Origin of the sequence: Streptomyces cyaneochromogenes (genome assembly GCF_003963535.1) — a bacterium.
In the GTDB taxonomy this organism is placed as follows: Bacteria; Actinomycetota; Actinomycetes; order Streptomycetales; family Streptomycetaceae; genus Streptomyces; species Streptomyces shaanxiensis.
This window is the reverse complement of record NZ_CP034539.1, coordinates 5,440,875-5,457,980: the sequence shown is the minus strand read 5'-3', so window position 1 is coordinate 5,457,980 and position 17,106 is coordinate 5,440,875. Positions and strand designations below refer to the sequence as shown.

Genomic DNA, 17,106 nt, shown 5'->3' with positions numbered 1-17,106 from the left:
TTGCTCACGGGGGGGCGTGAACGCTGCCGAAGCCCCCCAGACCGAGGCCGCGCAGCCTGGCCTCCACCAAGACGTCCAGGATATACGGAGGTGCGTGTCATGGGGCGTCCCGAGAGACCGGTGGACCCGGCGGCGGGACCCGTTCAGCGGCTCGCGCATGAGCTCAGGGAGCTGCGGAAGGCCGCCGGAAGTCCCTCGTATCGGACGATGGCCAAGGCGGCGGGCTTCTCGGCGACCGCCCTGTCACTGGCTGCCGCCGGTGAACGGCTGCCGTCCCTCGCCGTCGTCCGGGGTTATGTGCGCGCCTGCGGGGGCGATCCCACCGAGTGGGAGCTGCGCTGGAAGGCCGCCGAGGCGGAGGCGACCGGTGCTCCGGTGGAGGACGTCGAGGATGCGCCCGCGCCTTACCGCGGTCTGGCCCGGTTCGAGCCGGACGACCGGCATCTGTTCTTCGGCCGGGACCGGGTGGTCGACGAGGTCGGGGAGCTGGTGTGCGAGCACCGGTTCGCGGTGCTGTTCGGCCCCTCGGGGAGCGGGAAGTCGTCCCTGCTGCGGGCCGGGCTGATCCCCCGGCTGCAGGAGGAGATCGCGGCCCGCGGCGACGCGGCGGCCCTGCGGATCCTCACCCCCGGAGCCAGGCCCGCCACGACGTACGGCCATCTGCTGAACCCTGCCGAGCACGAACCGGAAGGCTGGGTGGTGGTGGACCAGTTCGAGGAGGTCTTCACCCTCTGCCGCGATCCGCAGGAACGTTCCCGCTTCATCGACCTGCTGCTCGCCGCCCGCACCCCGGACAGCAGACTGCGCGTGCTCGTCGCGGTACGCGCCGACTTCTACGCCCGCTGCGCCGAGCACCGCGCCCTCGCGGACGCCCTGCGCGGCGCCGGGCTGCTTCTCGGCCCCATGACGGCGGAAGAACTGCGGGCGGCGGTGACCGGACCGGCCCGGGCCGCCGGGTGCCGCGTCGAGCGGACGCTCACCGCCCGCCTGGTGGACGAGGTTCTCGACGAGCCCGGCGGGCTGCCGATGCTCTCGCACGCCCTGCTGGAGACCTGGCGCCGCCGCAAGAGCCGCATGCTCACCCTCTCCGGATACGAGGCCGCCGGCGGGGTGCGAGGTGCGATCGCCGCCACCGCGGAGGAGGCGTACGGCGACCTGTCACCGGCTCAGGCGCGCGCGGCACGGCAGCTACTGCTGCGGATGGTGGAGCCGGGCCAGGGCACCCCCGACACCCGCCGCCCCCTGTCCCGCGCGGAGTTGGATGAATGGGATGAACCGGATGTACCGATGGTGGTGGAGCGGCTGACCCGGGCCCGGCTGCTGACCGCCGATGAGGACGGAGTCCAGCTTGCCCACGAGGCGCTGATCACCTGCTGGCCCCGGCTGCACGGCTGGATCGAGGAGGACCGCGAACGGCTTCGCCACCACCGGATGCTCGCGGACGCGGCCCGCGCCTGGCTGGAACACGACCGAGATCCCGGCGCCCTGTACCGGGGCACCCGCCTGGCCCGCGCCGAGGAGCTCTTCCCGCACTGCGACACGGACGCGGCGCTGACGATGACGGAGCGGGCCTTCCTGGCCGCCGCGCTGGACGCCCGCGAGGCGGAGCGCAAAGCCGCTGCCCGGATCAGCCGTCGGCACCGGCTCCTGACCGTGTCGCTGTCCGCCGTACTGGCCGTAGCCCTGCTGACGGCCGTCGCCGTCTGGGACGTATACAAGGACAACGAGCGCCAGCAGAACCAGGAAGCGGCCCGCCAGGTCGCCGACGTGGCAGACGCGCTGCGCACCACCGACCCCCGCACCGCACTGCTGCTGGGCGCGGCCTCCTGGCGCATCGCCGAGCTGCCCGAGACCCGCCGCGCCCTGCTCGGTTCCCTCGCCCAGCAGGAGACGGACACCTTCACCGACCCCGTGCCCGGCGATTCCGCCTGGCGTTCCCTCTCCGCCTCCGGCCGCACCTTGATGAGCCCCGCCGACCGCACCTGGCGCACCTGGGACGTGAGAACGCGCCACCGCACCGGCTCGGGCCGGCTGCCGGACGGCCTGGTGCTCGGGGCAAGCCCGGACGTGCGGGTGCTCGTGATCAGCCGCCCCGACGGCATACGGCTGTGGGACACCGCCACCGGGCACTGGACCGGCGGTCCGGACCCGCTGCCGCAGTTCACCGACGTCAGCTTCAGCGGCGACGATCGCACCTTCCTGGTCACCGAGGGCGACCGGGTGCGGCTGCGCTCGCTCGTGGACGGCCGCGTGCTGTTCGAGGCCCCGGCACCGGGCATCACGGTCACCGCGCTCAGCGCGGACGGACGGCGCGCGGCCGTCTGCTCCGGCGGGCAGGCCCCGCAGCTGTGGGACATCCCCGGCCGCCGTGCCCTGCCCGGCGAGTGGCAGAAGGACCGCATCTGCGACGCGGACGCGAACACGACCGTCCTCGCGCTCCGCGGAGACCGGCTGGCCGCCGCCTCCGACACCGGGCTCCGGGTCTGGGACACCAGGACCGGCCGGCGGATCGCCGAACTCGACGGCAACGTGGTGCACGAGGCCTCCTTCAGCCCGGACGGCGCCTTCCTGGCGACGGCCGACCGCGAGGAGATCCAGGTGCGGCGGCTGACGGCCCCCGAATCGCCCGTCTCCCGGCACTCCCTGCACAACCAGCGCCCCCACAGCGGCCTTGCCTGGGACCGGGACGGCCGCACCCTGCGCTACCTGGAGGGAAACACCGTCCACACCCTCGACCTCGGCCCGGCGGTCACCCCATCCTGGCGCGGCACCCCACTGGACGGGGTGTGCTTCAGCCCCGACGGCCGTACGTACGCCACGGCCCAGCGTTCCGGCGGCCGTTACCTCTTCCGGCTCCGCGCCACCGCCGACGACCGGCTGATAAGCACCCTGCCCCCGGTGAAGGTGCCCGTCCCTCGCGATCCCGACCCGAGGATCCCTGACCACCCCCTCGCCCTACTGGCGTTCAGCCCGGACGGCACGGCGCTCGCGTACGGCGTCTCGGAGCCCGGCCGGGAGGTCGTCGCGCAGTCGTTCACGGTGTGGGACGTCGCCCGTCACCGCGTCCGCTCCACCATGGTTTTGCCCGGCGACGCGGTGGTGAAGACCGCTCTCGGACCTGGTGGACGCACCCTGTACGCCGCCCGCTCCTCTGTCCGGCCCGGCGGCGACCTGTACGGCGAGGCGTGGGACACCGCGGCTCGCCGCAGGACGGCGGTGCTGGCGGACCTGGCCAGCGTCCACCTGGCCGTCCGCCCCGACGGTGGGCTGCTGGTCGGTGATGCACGGTTCGCCAGGCTGCCGTCGGCCGAGGTCGCGAGCCGCGACCTGGTGCAGGGTGCGCATGTGGGCGCGGTGGGGTTCTCGGCCGACGGCTCGTTGCTCGCGGTCGGCGACGACATAGGGCGGGTCGCCCTGTGGGACGGGACAGCGAGCCGGCGTGCCGGTGTGCTGCGCGACGTCTTCCCGGCGCCGCTCGGTGACCGCCCGCAGGCGGTGAACGCGCTGGCCTTCAGCCCCGACGGCCGGACACTGGCGGTGGGCGGCGACGCGGGCAGCGTGCAGCTGTGGGACGTGGCGACCCGCCAGCCCCTCGGCAGCCCGCTGACCACTCCCGGCGACGGCATCGAGTCCCTGGCCTTCTCCCCCGATGGCACGACCCTGTACGCGGGCAGCCTGCACGCGCCGCGCCAGCGGTACGACATCGCTCCCGAATGGGCGATCAAGCGGGTCTGCGCCCGGGCGGGCACCGACCTGACGCGGGAACAGTGGCGGACGTACGTGACGGACGCGCCCTATCGGCGGGCCTGCGGGGTCAGTGCGGGAGCCGGGGAGTGATCTGCCGGGCCAGCGATACGAGGCGGTCGGCGCCCTTCGCCCCGGCTGTCTCCGCGAGGGTGAGCACCCAGACCTTGGAACCCGCGCGCCACACCACGTAGGCGACGTCCTGCTTGGGCTGCACCACCTGGACGGTCTCACTGAACGCGCCCTGCCCCAGGCCGGTGACCTCGGTGACCTTCACGTCGCGCATGCCCGCCGACGCCGGGTCGCGGACCAGGTTGTGCGAGGCGGAGACCTCGGCGTCGTAGGAGCGTGCGGACGGGTTGAGGGTCAGCATGGCCGTCCCGTCACCGGAGGTGTAGCTGCACGAGTCCGGAGCCGTGCCCTTGTCGGGCGCGAGGCGGGGAGCTTGCTTCGGGTCGGTCAGCACCTGCCGGGCGGCGGACCGGTCGAGGACGGTGCACAGGTGGGAAGGCGGCAGGGTCTTGGGCGAGGAAGTGACGGCGGGGGTGGCGGTGGGCTCGGGCGAGACGGTCGTCACCTGACCGGCCCCGCTCGGGGACGCAGCGGCGTCCGACGATGCGTTGCCTGAGGAGCAGGAGGCCAGCAGAGCGCACAGGACGGCGGCGGCTGCGGGAAGGGCGGTGCGGGGGAGACGGCGCGAGTGCACGGCTGGGGGTCCTCACGAGTTCGGAGGTCGAACGGGCAGGGGCCCAGCCCCGGTGCAGGTGCAGGGACACCGGGGCCGGGCCGGCTTGGGGGCGTCAGTTCCAGATGTTGTAGGTGCCGTAGTCGTTGACCTTGAGGTTGGCCTGCCAGGTGCCCCACTCGTGGTTGCCGTCCCACCAGTACCGCTCCTCGCCCCTGCCGCAGCCGGAGTGGTCGGTGCGGAAGGCGCCGACGAAGGTGCCCTTCGTCCAGCGGCGCTCCACGACCTGGATCGGCTGGGCGTACTGCCCCGGGTTCAGGTTGGTGCTGAAGCTGAAGGTGGTGGACGTGGAGCCGTTGCGGCCGTAGGAGGGGGTGATGCTGGCCAGCACCTGGTTGAGCCACGGGACGGGGTTGCTTACGCTGACGCCGACCGACCACTGCCAGCCCGTCGTCTTCGTCTCGTCCCAGCGGTAGCCGCAGCCGGGTGAGTTCGTGGGGCAGCGGAAAGTGGGTCCGCGCCACACCCAGTCCTGGTAGGTGTTGGCGGCCTGGGTCTGGGGCTTCGCCCAGGTGGTGTCGCCCTTGCGGATGTCGTAGCCGTCCGGCTTCCAGCACCAGGTGTCCGCCGAGGCGGAGCCGGGCGAGGCCAGCAGGATGAGCGGGGCGAGACCCAGGCTCAGCACCGGCGCCGGCCAGCGGCGGTTCCTGCGCTTCTCGTTCACTGTGGGCTCTGCTGCGGGGGTCGTCAGAGCGTGGGGACGCACTTGGGTGGCTCCTTGCGGGGAGAGGGGCAACGGGGGGGGAGAGGGTCCGGTGGTGCGAGCGGTGTACGGCGGTCAGTGCCTGTTGACGACGATCAGGTGGTACTGGTCCTCGGTCGAGCGCCAGTCGCCCCACCAGTCGTCGTTCTGGCTCCATCCCTCGCAGCTCCCGCCGCGGAAGGCCGTCAGCGAGACCTGGTCGCTGTTGGAGAACCACACGCTCGGGTAGTAGCTCGTCTCGCCGGGCTGGTTGCCCTGGAGGCACCGGTTCCACCGGTGGCCGTTGGGCTCGGTGACACTGATACGCCAGCTGTGCGCGTCCACGCTGTGGTTGGAGATCGCGACACAGGCGGTGAAGACGGGCGAGTTGCAAGCGGCGTGCGGGATGGGACGAGGCGGAGGGAAGGTGGCGGCACCAGCCTCAGTGGCGGTCAGGGTCAGCGACCCACCCACCATGGCGGCGACGGCCAGGGCGCCGGCGAATCTCTTGCGGAGTGAACGGGACATGGCCCCGCTCCCTTCTGTCCGGTTGGGTTCAGGCACAACCGAATCTCCGGGCCGCGGAGTTGATCAGGGAGTCGAAGCCACCGACTAATCAATACCGAGAAGCCATCCGCGCACCTGATCAACGGGTTGGTCTGTCGAACAGGGCCCTGATCCGGGTGATCGCGTTGCGGTTGGCGCATACAGGCAGAGCTTCGCCGCAGCTCGGGGGTTATCGAGGTCAACGAGCACCGGGAGCCCCTGTTGCCGCAGCCCGGGGTGAAGGCTCGACGCGCAGCGGACCACGTACACGGGGCACGGCGTCGACGTGTGCAGTCGCGATGCGGCCACTCAGCCCGCCTGCGAGCCGAGTCATGCCGAGCCCGAAAGGTCGGGGTTTTGCATCCTCCGCGTGCCCTAACCCGCAGCAAAGGGGCGCCCTGAGCGCCACTGTCGGGCGCTTTCCCATAGCAATCCAGTTGACCATCTCGAATAGCGAGACATACTTCGTGTGACCTGCACCACGCTATGGCGTCGACTTGGTGAAATCGCGTACGCAAAGCGGAAGTTCGCGTTGCTGACGAAGGGGGCGGTCGTCGGCAGTCCGACAGCTTGTCAGGACAGGCTCTGCTCTTGGCTGCTCAGTTCAGGCTCTGCGAGGCGTACAGCGCGCCGAGGACTGCGGCGAGGGTGCCGAGCAGGAGGCGTAGGGCTCGTTCGGGAAGGCGGGGTTGGAGGCGGGCGCCGATGTAGCCGCCGAACAGTCCGCCGGTGCCGCAGGCGAGCCCGAGCCACCAGTCAGGAGCGACGTCTCCTGGACTCACCAGCGAAAGCAGTGCGTAGGCGGCGGCGCCGACGATGGAGGTGGCGAACGTGGCGGCGAGCGCGGCCGGGGCGACGCGCGCGATCGGCAGGCCGCGTCCGACGAGGATCGGCCCGAGCAGGGAGCCGCCGCCGATGCCGTAGATTCCGCCGATTACTCCGACCGCCAGAGCAAGGCCGGTGAGCGTGTGTGCGGACAACTCACCTGCGAGCGGCGGGCGGTGGTGGGCCGGGGTGAGGGTTCGTAGGCACAGCCACAGGCCGAGCGGCAGCAGCAGGGCGGCGATCAGGAGCCGGAAGACGTCAGGGCCGGGGAGGGCGAAGACGCGGATGGCGGCACCGAGGACGACACCCGGCAGGGTGCCCAGTACCAGGCGTCTGGCGAGGTCGCCGCGCAGGGCGCCGCCGTGGCGGTAGCGCCACAGGGCGCCGGGTCCGGCGACGACGTTGAACAGCAGGTTGGTCGGGGTGATGGCGGGGTTGGGCACGCCGAAGACGGTGAGCTGGACCGGGAGAAGGAACACGGCCCCGGACACGCCGACCGGGGCGGTCACGGTCGCGATCAGAAGGCCGGCGGCCAGCCCTCCTGCCCATATCCGGTCCACCGTCGCCCCCGCTTGTCGATCCCCCGGGCAGTATCGGCGCTTCGGACGGGGGCGAGGGTGGTCTGCAACGAGATGTTCATGAGCAGCAGGTGCAGCCGGGCTGGCAGCCGCACGCGTCCGCGTCGTCGTTCGACGGGGTGGACGTGGGAACAGCCGTCGGGGCGCAGCAGCCTTTGCCCTGCCAGGCGTCGCGGCCTTCCTTGACGGCGATGGCGGCGATGGCCAGGGCGGCGACGGGGTCGGCCCAGGACCAGCCGAGGGTGGCGTTGAGGACCAGACCCGCCAGGAGCACGGCCGAGAGGTACGTGCACAGCAGGGTCTGCTTGGAGTCGGCGACCGCGGAGGCCGAGCCGAGTTCCCGTCCGGCGCGACGCTGGGCGGCGGACAGGAACGGCATCACCGCCAGGGAGAGGGCGGCGAGCACGATGCCCGGCAGGGAGCGGTCCGCCTCGCCGGTGCCGGCCAGGGCACGGACGGCGTCGACGGTCACGTACGCGGCGAGCGCGAAGAACGAGACTGAGATGATCCGCAGCGTCCTGTGCTCCCGGGCTTCCCGGACCGCGTGGTCGCGGGCGGAGAACTGCCAGGCGACCGCGGCGGCGGAGGAGACCTCGATGACGGAGTCCAGGCCGAAGCCGATCAGCGCGGTGGACGAGGCGAGTGTGCCCGCGGTCAGGGCCGCGATGGCCTCGATGACGTTGTAGGTGATGGTCACGGCGACCAGCAGCCGTATCCGACGGGCAAGCGCCTCGCGGCGGGCTGGGGAGGGCCCGAGGGATATCGCGGTCATCAGCAGCAGCCCTTCGTGTCCGCGTCCGGGCAGGTCTTGTCGGCCTCCACCGCGACCACTGCGGCGCGCAGGTCGTCGAGGGCGCGGCCGAGGCGTTCGTCGGCGAGTTCGTAGCGGGTGCGGCGGCCGTCGGGCGTGGTGACGACCAGGCCGCAGTCGCGCAGACAGGCCAGGTGGTTGGAGAGCCGGGTGCGGGAGATGCCGAGTTGGTCGGCGAGGTCGGCCGGGTAGGCGTGGGCCTGGCGCAGGGCGAGCAGGATGCGGCAGCGGATGGGGTCGGCGAGCGCACGGCCGAAGCGGGCCAGCACTTCGATGTCGGAGGCAACGGTCAGCACATCACGACAGTACAGCCAATCCTGAATTCAGGGAATCATGGATTAGATTGGGAGGGAACGAATCGCGGGCCCGCGCGGCCCGCCACCGGGCAGGAGGAAATCTGTGACGGATGACGGGCAGGACCTGGCAGACGCGCAGCGGGCGCACTGGCAGCAGACCTACACCGCCCACCCCGGCATGTACGGGGAGGAGCCGTCGGCAGCTGCCGTCCACGCCGCTGGCGTCTTCCGTGCTACCGGGGCCCGTCGCGTCGTCGAACTGGGTGCCGGCCACGGCCGCGATGCCCTCTACTTCGCTCGCGAGGGCTTCATCATCCAGGCCACCGACTTCTCCGCCACCGGCCTCGACCAGCTGCGGGTCGCAGCCCGGCAGCAGGGGGTGGCCGGTCGCGTGACAACCGCCGTGCACGACGTTCGCGACCCGCTGCCCCTTTCGGACGCCTCGGTGGACGCGGTGTTCGCGCACATGCTGCTGTGCATGGCCCTGTCCACGAAGGAGATCCGCGCCCTGGTCAGCGAGGTCTGCCGTGTGCTGCGGCCCGGCGGCGCTTTCGTCTATACCGTCCGCCACACTGGCGACTCCCACTACGGCACCGGTATCGCCCACGGTGACGACATCTACGAGCACGGCGGCTTCGCCGTGCACTTCTTCGACCGCGCCCTCGTTGACACCCTTGCCGACGGCTGGACCCTGAACGAGGTCCATGCCTTCGAGGAGGGCGAGCTGCCGCGTCGGCTGTGGCGCGTCACTCAGACGCTGCCCCGGTGATCACCGAGATCAGCTGCCCTGCCCGAACAGCGTGATGTCGCTGGGGCCAGGTCCCTCCTGCCGAGTCCGAGCAGGCTCATCACCGTGCCCCCAGCCGCTGCTCGGCCGGAGCCACGGAGCCGACATCACCTAAGCCTCACGGGCCTCTCGGCCTCCGGCGTCGGCTTCTCGCAACTGCTGCCTGTGAGTGCTGGGTGGGCACCGTACGTGCGCGGTGTCTGCGCGACCCTGCTGTCACCCGGCCCGGCGGTACGCCGGTGGTCAGTCGGGCCGTTGGGTGCGGTTCTCGTGAGCGAGGCCGTCCGGGCGGGCAGTCGTGCGTGGGCCGAGGGGAAGGATCATGGCCCGCAGCAGCACAGGAGCCCATGGCCTCAGGACCGTGGGATCCGGCGGGCGACGGATCGCCCCTATGTCCTGCCAGCCCCAGGACAGAAAGGCGTCGCAGTCCGGAACGTCGGCTTGGTCGACCAGCGTCGCCCCGAGCGAGGCGTGATGGTCGGCGAGCAGGCGTTGCTGGAGCCGCCGGGCGAGGTCCTGGTCGTCCGTGTGGGGATGCACCACGATCTCGGTGACCGCGAAGACGTGGCCGGACGCGGTGAGCTGTTCGACGCTCTGCGGGAGGGTCCCGTCGAACCCCCTCCACCACGTCCCCTCGCGTGGTACGGGGAATCCATAGGCACACCCGGCGAAGGCGCTGTCCTCTGCCATCAGCAGCGCGAATCCGGGTCGCCGGATGTCACGGGTGAGCCGCCGCAGAAACGCCTCCCGGCCCCGGTACTGCCGGCCTGCCTGCGCACGGGAGGACTCCACGTACAGATCGGCCAGGTCCTCCCGCAGGGTCTCGGCCTGCCAGCGGTTCAGTCGGCGCAGGCGCACCGCGTGGGCGGGAGTCGGTGCGCCCCCTGGCGGCTCACGTCGGAGCGGGGCCGTCATCGCGCACCGCCCGCGGCGGCGGGAGCCCGAGGCGACGGTGGTCGAACGGCGTGGGGGTCGTGGAGCAGGAAGCCTGAGCCGGTGATCTCGATGATGCGGGCCAAGGTCGGTGGCGGGTAGTGCAGTTGGAGGGTCGTTCCGGCATCGGTGGCGAGCCGGGATGCCGTGAGTAGGGCGTTGAGTCCGCCGGCGTCGCAGAAGGTGACCGCCGTGAGATCGACGTCGGCGGTGCGGATTCCGTCGCGCAGGCATGCGGCCAGTGCGGCGCGCACGAGCGGGGCGGTGGCCAGGTCGATCTCTCCGGTGAGGGTGATCAGTGCGCGGGTGGCGTGGTCGTGCCGGTGGACGTTCAGTTGTGGAAGGGGCATGGCTCCTCGGTTCGACGTACGAAGTAGCCCAGCGGAGGTTGCAGCGGGGCTGGACAGGCTTCGGGCCGGGTTCGGCCCTCGTGGCATGCCGCGGATACGGGACGTGGGCGGGTGAGGGGTGAACGGCCGCTCCGGCAGCCCGGGTTGGCGAGCGCGGTTGCGGATCGCGGATCGGTCGTCCGGGATGCGCCATGGGTCGGACGGAAGGTCCGTGCTCGGCGGACATCGTGTCCTGGACGGGTGCCGGTGCCGCCCGAGGCCCGGACGGCGGTGTTGGAAGCCCGGCCGGCAGAACGGGTCGGGTCGGCGGGGGCCGGTGTGGGTTGGTGTGGGCCGATCTGGGTCGGAAACCAGCCGATCGGCTTCGGACGGACTGCTCATCGGCCTCCCTGTCAGCCTTGTGCCGTTCCCGGGCTCGCGGGCACAGGACATGGGAGACCCCGGCCTGCCATGTGCGGTGCTGCGACCGGGGTCTTGGGCTGTGGGCGGTGATGTCAGTTCGGGCGGTGCTGTCGGTTCGGTCGGCTCGGTCGGTCGGACCCGTCGTCACGACGGGCACCGCGGCCTGCGATGCTGCTCGCTCTCGCCCGGCCGCGGCCCTTCCGCCGAGCCGAGGGGCCCAGGCCCGGGACAGGCGTACCGGAGCGGCCGTAGTGGAAGGCTGCGATGCGGTCACTGTGCTGCGAGTTGAGCAGGTGGATGAGGAGCACCCCGAGGGCGATCATCGCAAGGATCACGATCACGGTCACGAATGTCTCCACGGTCCTCACCTCCCCGTCAGCTGATGCGGCAGCGCGGCGGGCTCGATCGAGGTCCGGTGACATGCGGCCGGATCGCGCGCCTCATGGCCACCTTCGGAGTCCCAGACCGCTTCCACGGCCCGGTCGGCCTCGTACACCGTCCGCAGGCGCGCCGCCTCCTCCATCAACCGGCTCGCGGTCGACGTGCCCAGTGGGTCGCTCGCGGCGGCCATCAGCCAGGCGGCCGAGACGGGAGCCGTCCGCGGCGGGACCACCAGGAGGTTCCAGCGGCCCATCCGGTACGAGAGCACCAGCAGTTCGTGCGGGTCCTGCTCGGCCAGGAACCAGCCCACCTTCACCACGTGCCCGGCAACAGGCACCTTGCGCGGTACGACCGGCCAGTGGGTGGGGTTCACCGTGACTCGGGTGATCCGTCCCCACAACAGATCCAGTACGGCGGCCAGGGCGGGGAGTTCGGCCGCGAGGTCGCGGGAGCGGGGCCACCATGCACCGTCCAGCAGAGCCGGTGCGGGGCCGGCGGGGGCCAGCGACAGACGGAGCGAGGACGAGGAGGGCGGCGAACGGTCATCGGCTTCGGCTGTCGGCGGGAGGGAAATGGTCGCAGTCATGGCGCGAACCCTGCCCCGGGCCGGCTGCTACCGGCCCGGCGTATTCAATCGCCGAAAACGACACGAGCCTGGAAGCCGGTGTGCGAAATATCCTCGGTGATTTCAGCCTACTCCTCGGGCAGGCCCAACGGACCGTACTGCCAATGGGAAACGGCCCCATGCGCCCCGCCCCGGACATTCGTCCCAGAGGCAACAGTCCGCACCTGCCCTGTTCGCCGGACGGTGGAAAGAGATGATCGGCATTCGTCGCGCGGACCCGCGCGAGGGAATACCTGAGCACACGCGCCGTCCCGCTGCCCCTGTGGGACCTCGCCGCGTGGATCGTCCCGGCGACTTCGACACCACGGCCATCCCGGCCGTCCCCGTACCGACGGCGGTCCTGCCCGAGGACCCGCCACGGCCGACCGGCAACGCTTTCCTGGCAGAGGAGCAGTTCGGCCTGTGGCACGCCGTCCGGTCCGCCCGGCTCCTTTCGGGAGTAGCGTGAACTCATCGGGAGCACTTCGCACATCGGCTCCACGTCGGTGTCGTTCCCGGCGAGCGACGACACCGGGCCGCTGCCCTCACGCGGGAGTCCGGAGACAGGTTTGCGCCATGTCCGCGATCAACTCTCATCCCCGGCTACGGGCCGTTCCCTTCAGGGCCCCGACCGCGCGCCTCGCGCTGAGGTCCGAGGGTCCTTCCGCGGGGCACGCCGAACTGGACGGCGCCTGGTGGCCCCGCTCACGTGACCTCGCGGCCGAACTCCCCGCCCTGGCGGACGTGCTGGATCCGCTGTGGGGGCGGATCACCCGTATCGCGGTCAACCCCCGCCACTGGCCGGTCATCCCGCCCAGGATCTTCGTCAACGGCCATGTGGTGAAGGTCGGTTGGTTCACCACAGAGCTGGATCCGCACGGGATCGTTCTGCTGTCCTACTCGGCGGGCCGCTGGGACCTCCTGGTGGTCCCCCCGGAGACCAGCGCCTCATCGGCCGCCCGGCTGATGGCCGCCGCGAGCGCGGACACCGGTCCGCCGATGACCGCGACCGGGCTATTGACGGCGGAACAGGCCCGTGACGGAAGCGGGGAGGGGCCGGGAAAGCCGGGAGCGGCGGTGCCCGCTCGTCACACGGCATACGAAAAGCCTTGGTCATGAGCGGTGATCGTGAGCGGGTCCCCCGAGCCCGGCCCGGAGTAGAGTGAACTGAGTGAGTCAGTCGGTGACCTGTGGCCTTCCCCTTGCCTGAGGCGACGGGTTCGGAGCCCGGCACGAGTGGCGGCGACCATGGCAACACTGCACCAGCGGAAGAACCACCGCGAAGCGATCATGAAGACCCTGTACGAGGGCATGGAAGGCAGCGGCCTCCCTGACGTCTCCGGGGCCAAGCTGCGTGACGATCTGGCGATCCCCGAGCAGGATCTGGCCGCGGCCTGCACCTATCTGGTGGAGGAAGGGCTCGTCACGGTCCGCTGGGCCCATGGAGACACACCCGCGACCGTCATGCTGACGCATCAGGGAATTCGGCTCATGGAGGCCGAGGAGGAGGATCGCGGCTGACCGGTGTGTGTACGCCGGGGTCGTTGCACCACCGGCGGAGCTCTCGGACAGGAGCGCGGCGTGATCCGTTCGGCCGACATCCGCGGGTGGCGCAACCGTGACGTGGTCGGCCCGAAACAGCACAGGATCGACATGCTCGAAGCGGTCCATGTGGGCACGGTCACCGACGCACCGGCCATGGCCACCGTCCGGACCGGGCTGTCCACCCGCCACCGCCTGGTCTTCGTCCCCCTCGACGACGCGGTTCTCGGGCCGGGCTACGTCAAGGCCTCCTACGCCAGGGGACAGGCACGGAAAGCCCCCTCGATCGATACGGACGACTTGCCGCCGGCCGGGCAGGAGGGAGAGATCTTCCGGCACCACGGCATGACGTACCGGCCGGGAGCAAACGGCGAACGTCAGCTTGCCCGCCGCTGGCCGTACGCACGCGGCACGGCGGGGGTGGGGGCGGGCAGGTCCCCGTGTCGGCCATGCGAGCGGGTTCCTGTCGGGAGACCATCGGTTGACGGAGACGATCGGTTGACGGAGACGATCGGTTACCGGTGTGAAGGTTCCCCTGATGCGCCTGCGGTCTTCGGTGGGTGGCTGCCATGACTGGAGGGCGGTGTGGTGGAGGACGCGGTGCCCGGTGCGGGAGGTGAGGGGTGGTCGGGGCGGACGGCCGAGCCGGGTTTCTGGCGGCAGGTCGTCGAGCAGCTGAGCACAGCCCTGATGGTGGTGGATCCGGCCGGACGGATCCTCGCGCTCAACCCGGCCGCCGAACGGCTGCTGGGCCGAGCAGCCGCCGCCATGCGCGGGAAGGACGCGCACGAGCTGCTGCACCGGGCCACGGACGGCGGCACACTCCCGCGGGAGCGGTGCCTACTGCTCCGGTCGCTGGCCGAGGGGGCCGCCGCGCGCGGGGAGGGCGACCGCTATCTGCGTGGTGACGGTCGTCTGGTCACGATCTCCTGGTCCGCTTCCCCCCTGACGGACGGCGGCTTCTTCAAGGGCATGGTCGTGCTGTTCACCGACATCACCGGTGACCGCAGCGCGCGCCGGGAACGTGCGGCCTATACAAGTGCTCTGGAGGACCTCAACGAGCGGCTGACGCTGGTCGCGGAGATCACCGACGTATTGGGGCAGACCCTGGAGACCGACGAGGCCCTCGCCCGGTTGTGCCGCCTGCTGGTTCCCCGTCTGGCCGACTGGGCGGCGGTGGACCTCCGGACCGGTTCCGGGCAGGTCCACCGGGTGGCGGTGACCGGTCCGGCGGGCCGGGACGCCGGACTGGAGAGCGGGCGCAAGCGCCTTCCCGAGACCGGGGAAGCGGCCTCCTCACCTCTGGTCCAGGTGCTGAACGGAGGCGATCCCGTGCTGCAGAACGAGCGGGACGAGGCGGAGACTGCCGCACCACCCGCCTCTCCCCTGGCCGCCGTCCACAGCGACTTCTTGCGGACGGTGCACGCGACGTCCGCCATCACGGTGCCGCTGGGCGCCAAGCGACAGATCACCGGCGCCCTCACGCTGGTGCGCACCGACCCGGCGCACCCCTTCGACACCGAGGACCTGGAGGTGGTGAGCGACATCGGCCGCAGGGTCGGTCTGGTCATCGACAACGCACGGCGGTTCGGCCGCCAGCGCGCCGTCGCAGAAGCCATGCAGCGCAACCTGCTGGCCCCGCTGCCCCAGCCCGGCCGCCTGCGGCTGGCCGCCCGCTACCAGCCCGCCCCGGCCGGCTCCCAGGTCGGCGGCGACTGGTACGACGCGTTCGAGCTGAAGGACGGCACGCTCGCCCTGGTCATCGGTGACGTCGTGGGCCACGACCTGACCGCGGCGGCCGGCATGGCCCAACTGCACGGCATCCTGCGCGCACTGGCCTGGGACCACACCGGACCGCCCGGCGCCGTCGTCGACCGTCTCGACGACGCCATGCCGGCCATCACCACCGTCCCCATGGCCACCCTCGTCCTCGCCCGGGTCGAAGGCCACCCGCACACCGGCCCCTGGACACTGCGGTGGACCAGCGCCGGACACCCGCCGCCCCTCCTCCTGACCCCCGGCGGACACGCGCGGTACCTCGAAGCCGGACAGGGGCTGGTCCTCGGCGCTCCCATGGTCACCGGCACGGGCCGACCGAACGCGGCCCAGCCCCTGCCGCCGGGTTCCACCCTGCTGCTCTACACCGACGGCCTGATCGAGATCCCCGGCAGCGACCTCGACACCGGCCTGGACCGACTGCGCCGCCACGCCCTCACGCTCGCGCAGGCACCGCTGGACACGCTGTGCGACCAACTGCTCGCCCGTATGCCGCCCGGCAGCACCGACGACGTGGCCCTGCTCGCCATGCGCCTGCCGACGCCGTGACCAAGCGAATCCACTCGCGACCGGTTCCCGGCGGCGTCAGGGCAGGTGGTCCAGCACCCGGCCGGCCACGCCCGCCACTCTGCCCTGTTCGTGCAAGGCATCCCGGACGGCGCCCCATGCCAGTAGGCTCGTGGTGCGGTCGCCTTTGGCCTCGGCCCTCTCCGTGCAGCCAGTTCCGCGCAACAGAGGCTCTGCGCACTGTGCAGCTCCACCCGAACAGAGGAGATGGGGCGCATGTGCCCTCATCCCGACCCGACCGACCCTGCTGACCCGACCGAGCCGACCGAGCCTCCCCGCGCGCCCGCGCTGTTCGGCGAATGCCGAATGGTCCGCGCCCACGGCGAGCTGGACCTGACCACCGTGGCACCCCTGGTGCACGCCCTCGAAGGCGCCCGCGCCGGATGCGGGCGCATCTTTCTCATAGTCGACCTCAGTGAGGTGACCTTCACGGACGGAAGCATCCTGGGGCCGCTGCACGAGGCGTGGGACGACTGCCGTGCCCGGCAGGGTTGGATACGCGTCGTTCACACCAGTCCCGGGATCGACCTCGTCCTGCTGGGTGGCGGCCTGCTCGGCCGGTTCCCCGCCTATGCGAGCGCCCAGGACGCCTGGCAGGGAACGACCACCTCCCGTCGAGCGGTGGGCCGCTGGACACGACAGCACGGCGGAGGGGCCGGGTGACGTACCCGGTGAGTCCGTGGCAGCCCTGCCTACGGCAGCGCATGGCGCAGTACACGCCCCCACATCGACGCGTACTGCCGCCGGAGCGGCCCGGTGACGTACGGCAGCCCGTACCGGGCGCAGATCTCCCGCACCCGGGGCGCTGCCTCGGCGTAGCGGTTGCTGGGCAGGTCCAGGAAGGCGTGGTGCTCGATCTGGTGGCCGAGGTTGCCGGAGAGGACGTGGAAAGGAGGCCGCCGTCGATGTTCGCCGAACCCCGGATCTGGCGTTCGTACCATTGGCCGCGGGTCTCGCCCTCGATCTCGTCCTCCGTGAAGGTCCGCAGAAGAGGACATAGTCCTTGGCGAACTGGTGGACCGCCTTCCGTGCCGTGTGCACCTACGTGGTTTTCACAAGTATGCGCATACGGGTTCTTGGACGCGTTCGGTCGCGAGTGTCAGGCCGTTCCGACGGCCGCCGCCGGTCGCCCGGCCCCGACGGCGGCCACCTGAGGCCCCCTTGGCGGCCGCTCCCCCCTTCTCGGGCGCGCCGTCGGGAGCCGGGTGCCCCACATCGGACCCACGACGGCAGGCGGGATGTCACCGCGCGGGTCTCGCGACGAGGGGAGGTGAAGGTGACCGAAGCAGGCTGCCGGAGGGCGAGGAGAGCCAGGGCCAACTGTCCTGCGGTGGCGGCGAATCGGTCCTTGCCCGGTATGCCGGGGAGCAGGCGGCCCATGGGCTGCCGAAACGGTGGACGTTCCGGCAAACTCCTGCGCACGGCCGGACTGCGTCAGCCTAGGCCCGCCTCCCCCGGGGTGGGAACCCCGGGGGAGGCCCGTTTTCCGCCATGCCACGGACGCGCGTCCGTGGACCGGTCCGGGAACGCCAGGGCG

The 17,106-nt window shown here is 71.5% G+C and carries 18 protein-coding genes and 1 pseudogene; 8 read left to right on the top strand and 11 right to left on the bottom strand.

What is annotated here, in order from left to right:
- Nucleotides 1-99: 99 nt before the first annotated feature.
- On the top strand, nucleotides 100-3,837 hold the full coding sequence (locus EJ357_RS24770) for a WD40 repeat domain-containing protein (protein WP_126393743.1): 3,738 nt from the start codon (nucleotides 100-102) through the stop codon (nucleotides 3,835-3,837).
- Here EJ357_RS24770 and EJ357_RS24765 read toward each other — a convergent pair.
- The 6 genes from EJ357_RS24765 to EJ357_RS24740 all read right to left on the bottom strand — a co-directional run bounded on the left by EJ357_RS24765 (nucleotide 3,815) and on the right by EJ357_RS24740 (nucleotide 8,227).
- A complete protein-coding gene (locus tag EJ357_RS24765) occupies nucleotides 3,815-4,450 on the bottom strand; it encodes a hypothetical protein (RefSeq protein ID WP_126393741.1) in 636 nt (211 codons plus the stop codon). The two genes, EJ357_RS24770 and EJ357_RS24765, sit on opposite strands and share 23 nt — an antisense overlap.
- A 94-nt stretch (nucleotides 4,451-4,544) precedes the next feature.
- Nucleotides 4,545-5,195 (bottom strand): hypothetical protein, encoded by a 651-nt coding sequence (locus EJ357_RS24760; RefSeq protein WP_126393739.1) that lies wholly within the window; start codon nucleotides 5,193-5,195, stop codon nucleotides 4,545-4,547.
- Nucleotides 5,196-5,267: 72 nt separating this feature from the next.
- A complete protein-coding gene (locus EJ357_RS24755) occupies nucleotides 5,268-5,699 on the bottom strand; it encodes a hypothetical protein (protein ID WP_126393737.1) in 432 nt (143 codons plus the stop codon).
- A 617-nt stretch (nucleotides 5,700-6,316) separates the two neighbouring features.
- The gene (locus EJ357_RS24750) at nucleotides 6,317-7,102 is read right to left on the bottom strand and encodes a sulfite exporter TauE/SafE family protein (protein ID WP_126393735.1); all 786 of its coding nucleotides are present in this window, start codon (nucleotides 7,100-7,102) and stop codon (nucleotides 6,317-6,319) included.
- A 76-nt stretch (nucleotides 7,103-7,178) separates the two neighbouring features.
- Nucleotides 7,179-7,892 (bottom strand): cation transporter, encoded by a 714-nt coding sequence (locus EJ357_RS24745; protein ID WP_126393733.1) that lies wholly within the window; start codon nucleotides 7,890-7,892, stop codon nucleotides 7,179-7,181.
- Entirely contained in the window at nucleotides 7,892-8,227 is a 336-nt protein-coding gene (locus tag EJ357_RS24740; protein ID WP_126393731.1) for an ArsR/SmtB family transcription factor, read from the bottom strand. Before EJ357_RS24740 ends, EJ357_RS24745 begins: the two co-directional genes overlap by 1 nt.
- Nucleotides 8,228-8,330: 103 nt before the next feature.
- Between EJ357_RS24740 and EJ357_RS24735 the strand changes: the two genes are divergently transcribed.
- Nucleotides 8,331-8,996: a class I SAM-dependent methyltransferase gene (locus tag EJ357_RS24735; protein WP_126393729.1), complete on the top strand. Its 666-nt coding sequence runs from the start codon at nucleotides 8,331-8,333 to the stop codon at nucleotides 8,994-8,996.
- Nucleotides 8,997-9,257: 261 nt separating this feature from the next.
- Here EJ357_RS24735 and EJ357_RS24730 read toward each other — a convergent pair whose 3' ends face one another.
- From EJ357_RS24730 to EJ357_RS24715, 4 genes are all read right to left on the bottom strand, one after another.
- Nucleotides 9,258-9,929 carry a hypothetical protein gene (locus EJ357_RS24730; protein WP_175647514.1) on the bottom strand — a complete coding sequence of 224 codons (672 nt, stop codon included), beginning with the start codon at nucleotides 9,927-9,929 and terminating at the stop codon, nucleotides 9,258-9,260.
- The gene (locus EJ357_RS24725) at nucleotides 9,926-10,297 is read right to left on the bottom strand and encodes an STAS domain-containing protein (RefSeq protein ID WP_126393727.1); all 372 of its coding nucleotides are present in this window, start codon (nucleotides 10,295-10,297) and stop codon (nucleotides 9,926-9,928) included. Before EJ357_RS24725 ends, EJ357_RS24730 begins: the two co-directional genes overlap by 4 nt.
- 494 nt (nucleotides 10,298-10,791) lie before the next feature.
- Nucleotides 10,792-11,058 carry a hypothetical protein gene (locus tag EJ357_RS24720; RefSeq protein WP_126393725.1) on the bottom strand — a complete coding sequence of 89 codons (267 nt, stop codon included), beginning with the start codon at nucleotides 11,056-11,058 and terminating at the stop codon, nucleotides 10,792-10,794.
- A gap of 5 nt (nucleotides 11,059-11,063) precedes the next feature.
- Nucleotides 11,064-11,666: a DUF5994 family protein gene (locus EJ357_RS24715; RefSeq protein WP_126393723.1), complete on the bottom strand. Its 603-nt coding sequence runs from the start codon at nucleotides 11,664-11,666 to the stop codon at nucleotides 11,064-11,066.
- Between the two features lie 316 nt (nucleotides 11,667-11,982).
- Between EJ357_RS24715 and EJ357_RS48435 the strand changes: the two genes are divergently transcribed.
- The 6 genes and pseudogenes from EJ357_RS48435 (at nucleotide 11,983) to EJ357_RS24690 (ending at nucleotide 16,232) form a co-directional block, all read left to right on the top strand.
- The gene (locus EJ357_RS48435; RefSeq protein ID WP_175647513.1) at nucleotides 11,983-12,153 is read left to right on the top strand and encodes a hypothetical protein; all 171 of its coding nucleotides are present in this window, start codon (nucleotides 11,983-11,985) and stop codon (nucleotides 12,151-12,153) included.
- A 107-nt stretch (nucleotides 12,154-12,260) separates the two neighbouring features.
- Nucleotides 12,261-12,803: a DUF5994 family protein gene (locus EJ357_RS24710; RefSeq protein WP_175647512.1), complete on the top strand. Its 543-nt coding sequence runs from the start codon at nucleotides 12,261-12,263 to the stop codon at nucleotides 12,801-12,803.
- Between the two features lie 129 nt (nucleotides 12,804-12,932).
- Nucleotides 12,933-13,205, top strand: a complete 273-nt coding sequence (locus EJ357_RS24705; RefSeq protein ID WP_126393721.1) for a hypothetical protein — start codon at nucleotides 12,933-12,935, stop codon at nucleotides 13,203-13,205.
- A gap of 60 nt (nucleotides 13,206-13,265) precedes the next feature.
- Nucleotides 13,266-13,619 (top strand): annotated as a pseudogene (locus tag EJ357_RS24700) (PRC-barrel domain containing protein); the annotation flags it as partial.
- Nucleotides 13,620-13,811: 192 nt separating this feature from the next.
- Nucleotides 13,812-15,551, top strand: a complete 1,740-nt coding sequence (locus tag EJ357_RS24695; RefSeq protein ID WP_228472581.1) for a SpoIIE family protein phosphatase — start codon at nucleotides 13,812-13,814, stop codon at nucleotides 15,549-15,551.
- A 234-nt stretch (nucleotides 15,552-15,785) separates the two neighbouring features.
- Entirely contained in the window at nucleotides 15,786-16,232 is a 447-nt protein-coding gene (locus EJ357_RS24690; protein WP_175647511.1) for an STAS domain-containing protein, read from the top strand.
- 29 nt (nucleotides 16,233-16,261) lie between these two features.
- On the opposite strand, the gene EJ357_RS24685 is transcribed toward EJ357_RS24690, so the two are convergent.
- Nucleotides 16,262-16,510 (bottom strand): fatty acid desaturase, encoded by a 249-nt coding sequence (locus EJ357_RS24685; RefSeq protein WP_407698415.1) that lies wholly within the window; start codon nucleotides 16,508-16,510, stop codon nucleotides 16,262-16,264.
- Nucleotides 16,511-17,106 lie beyond the last annotated feature (596 nt).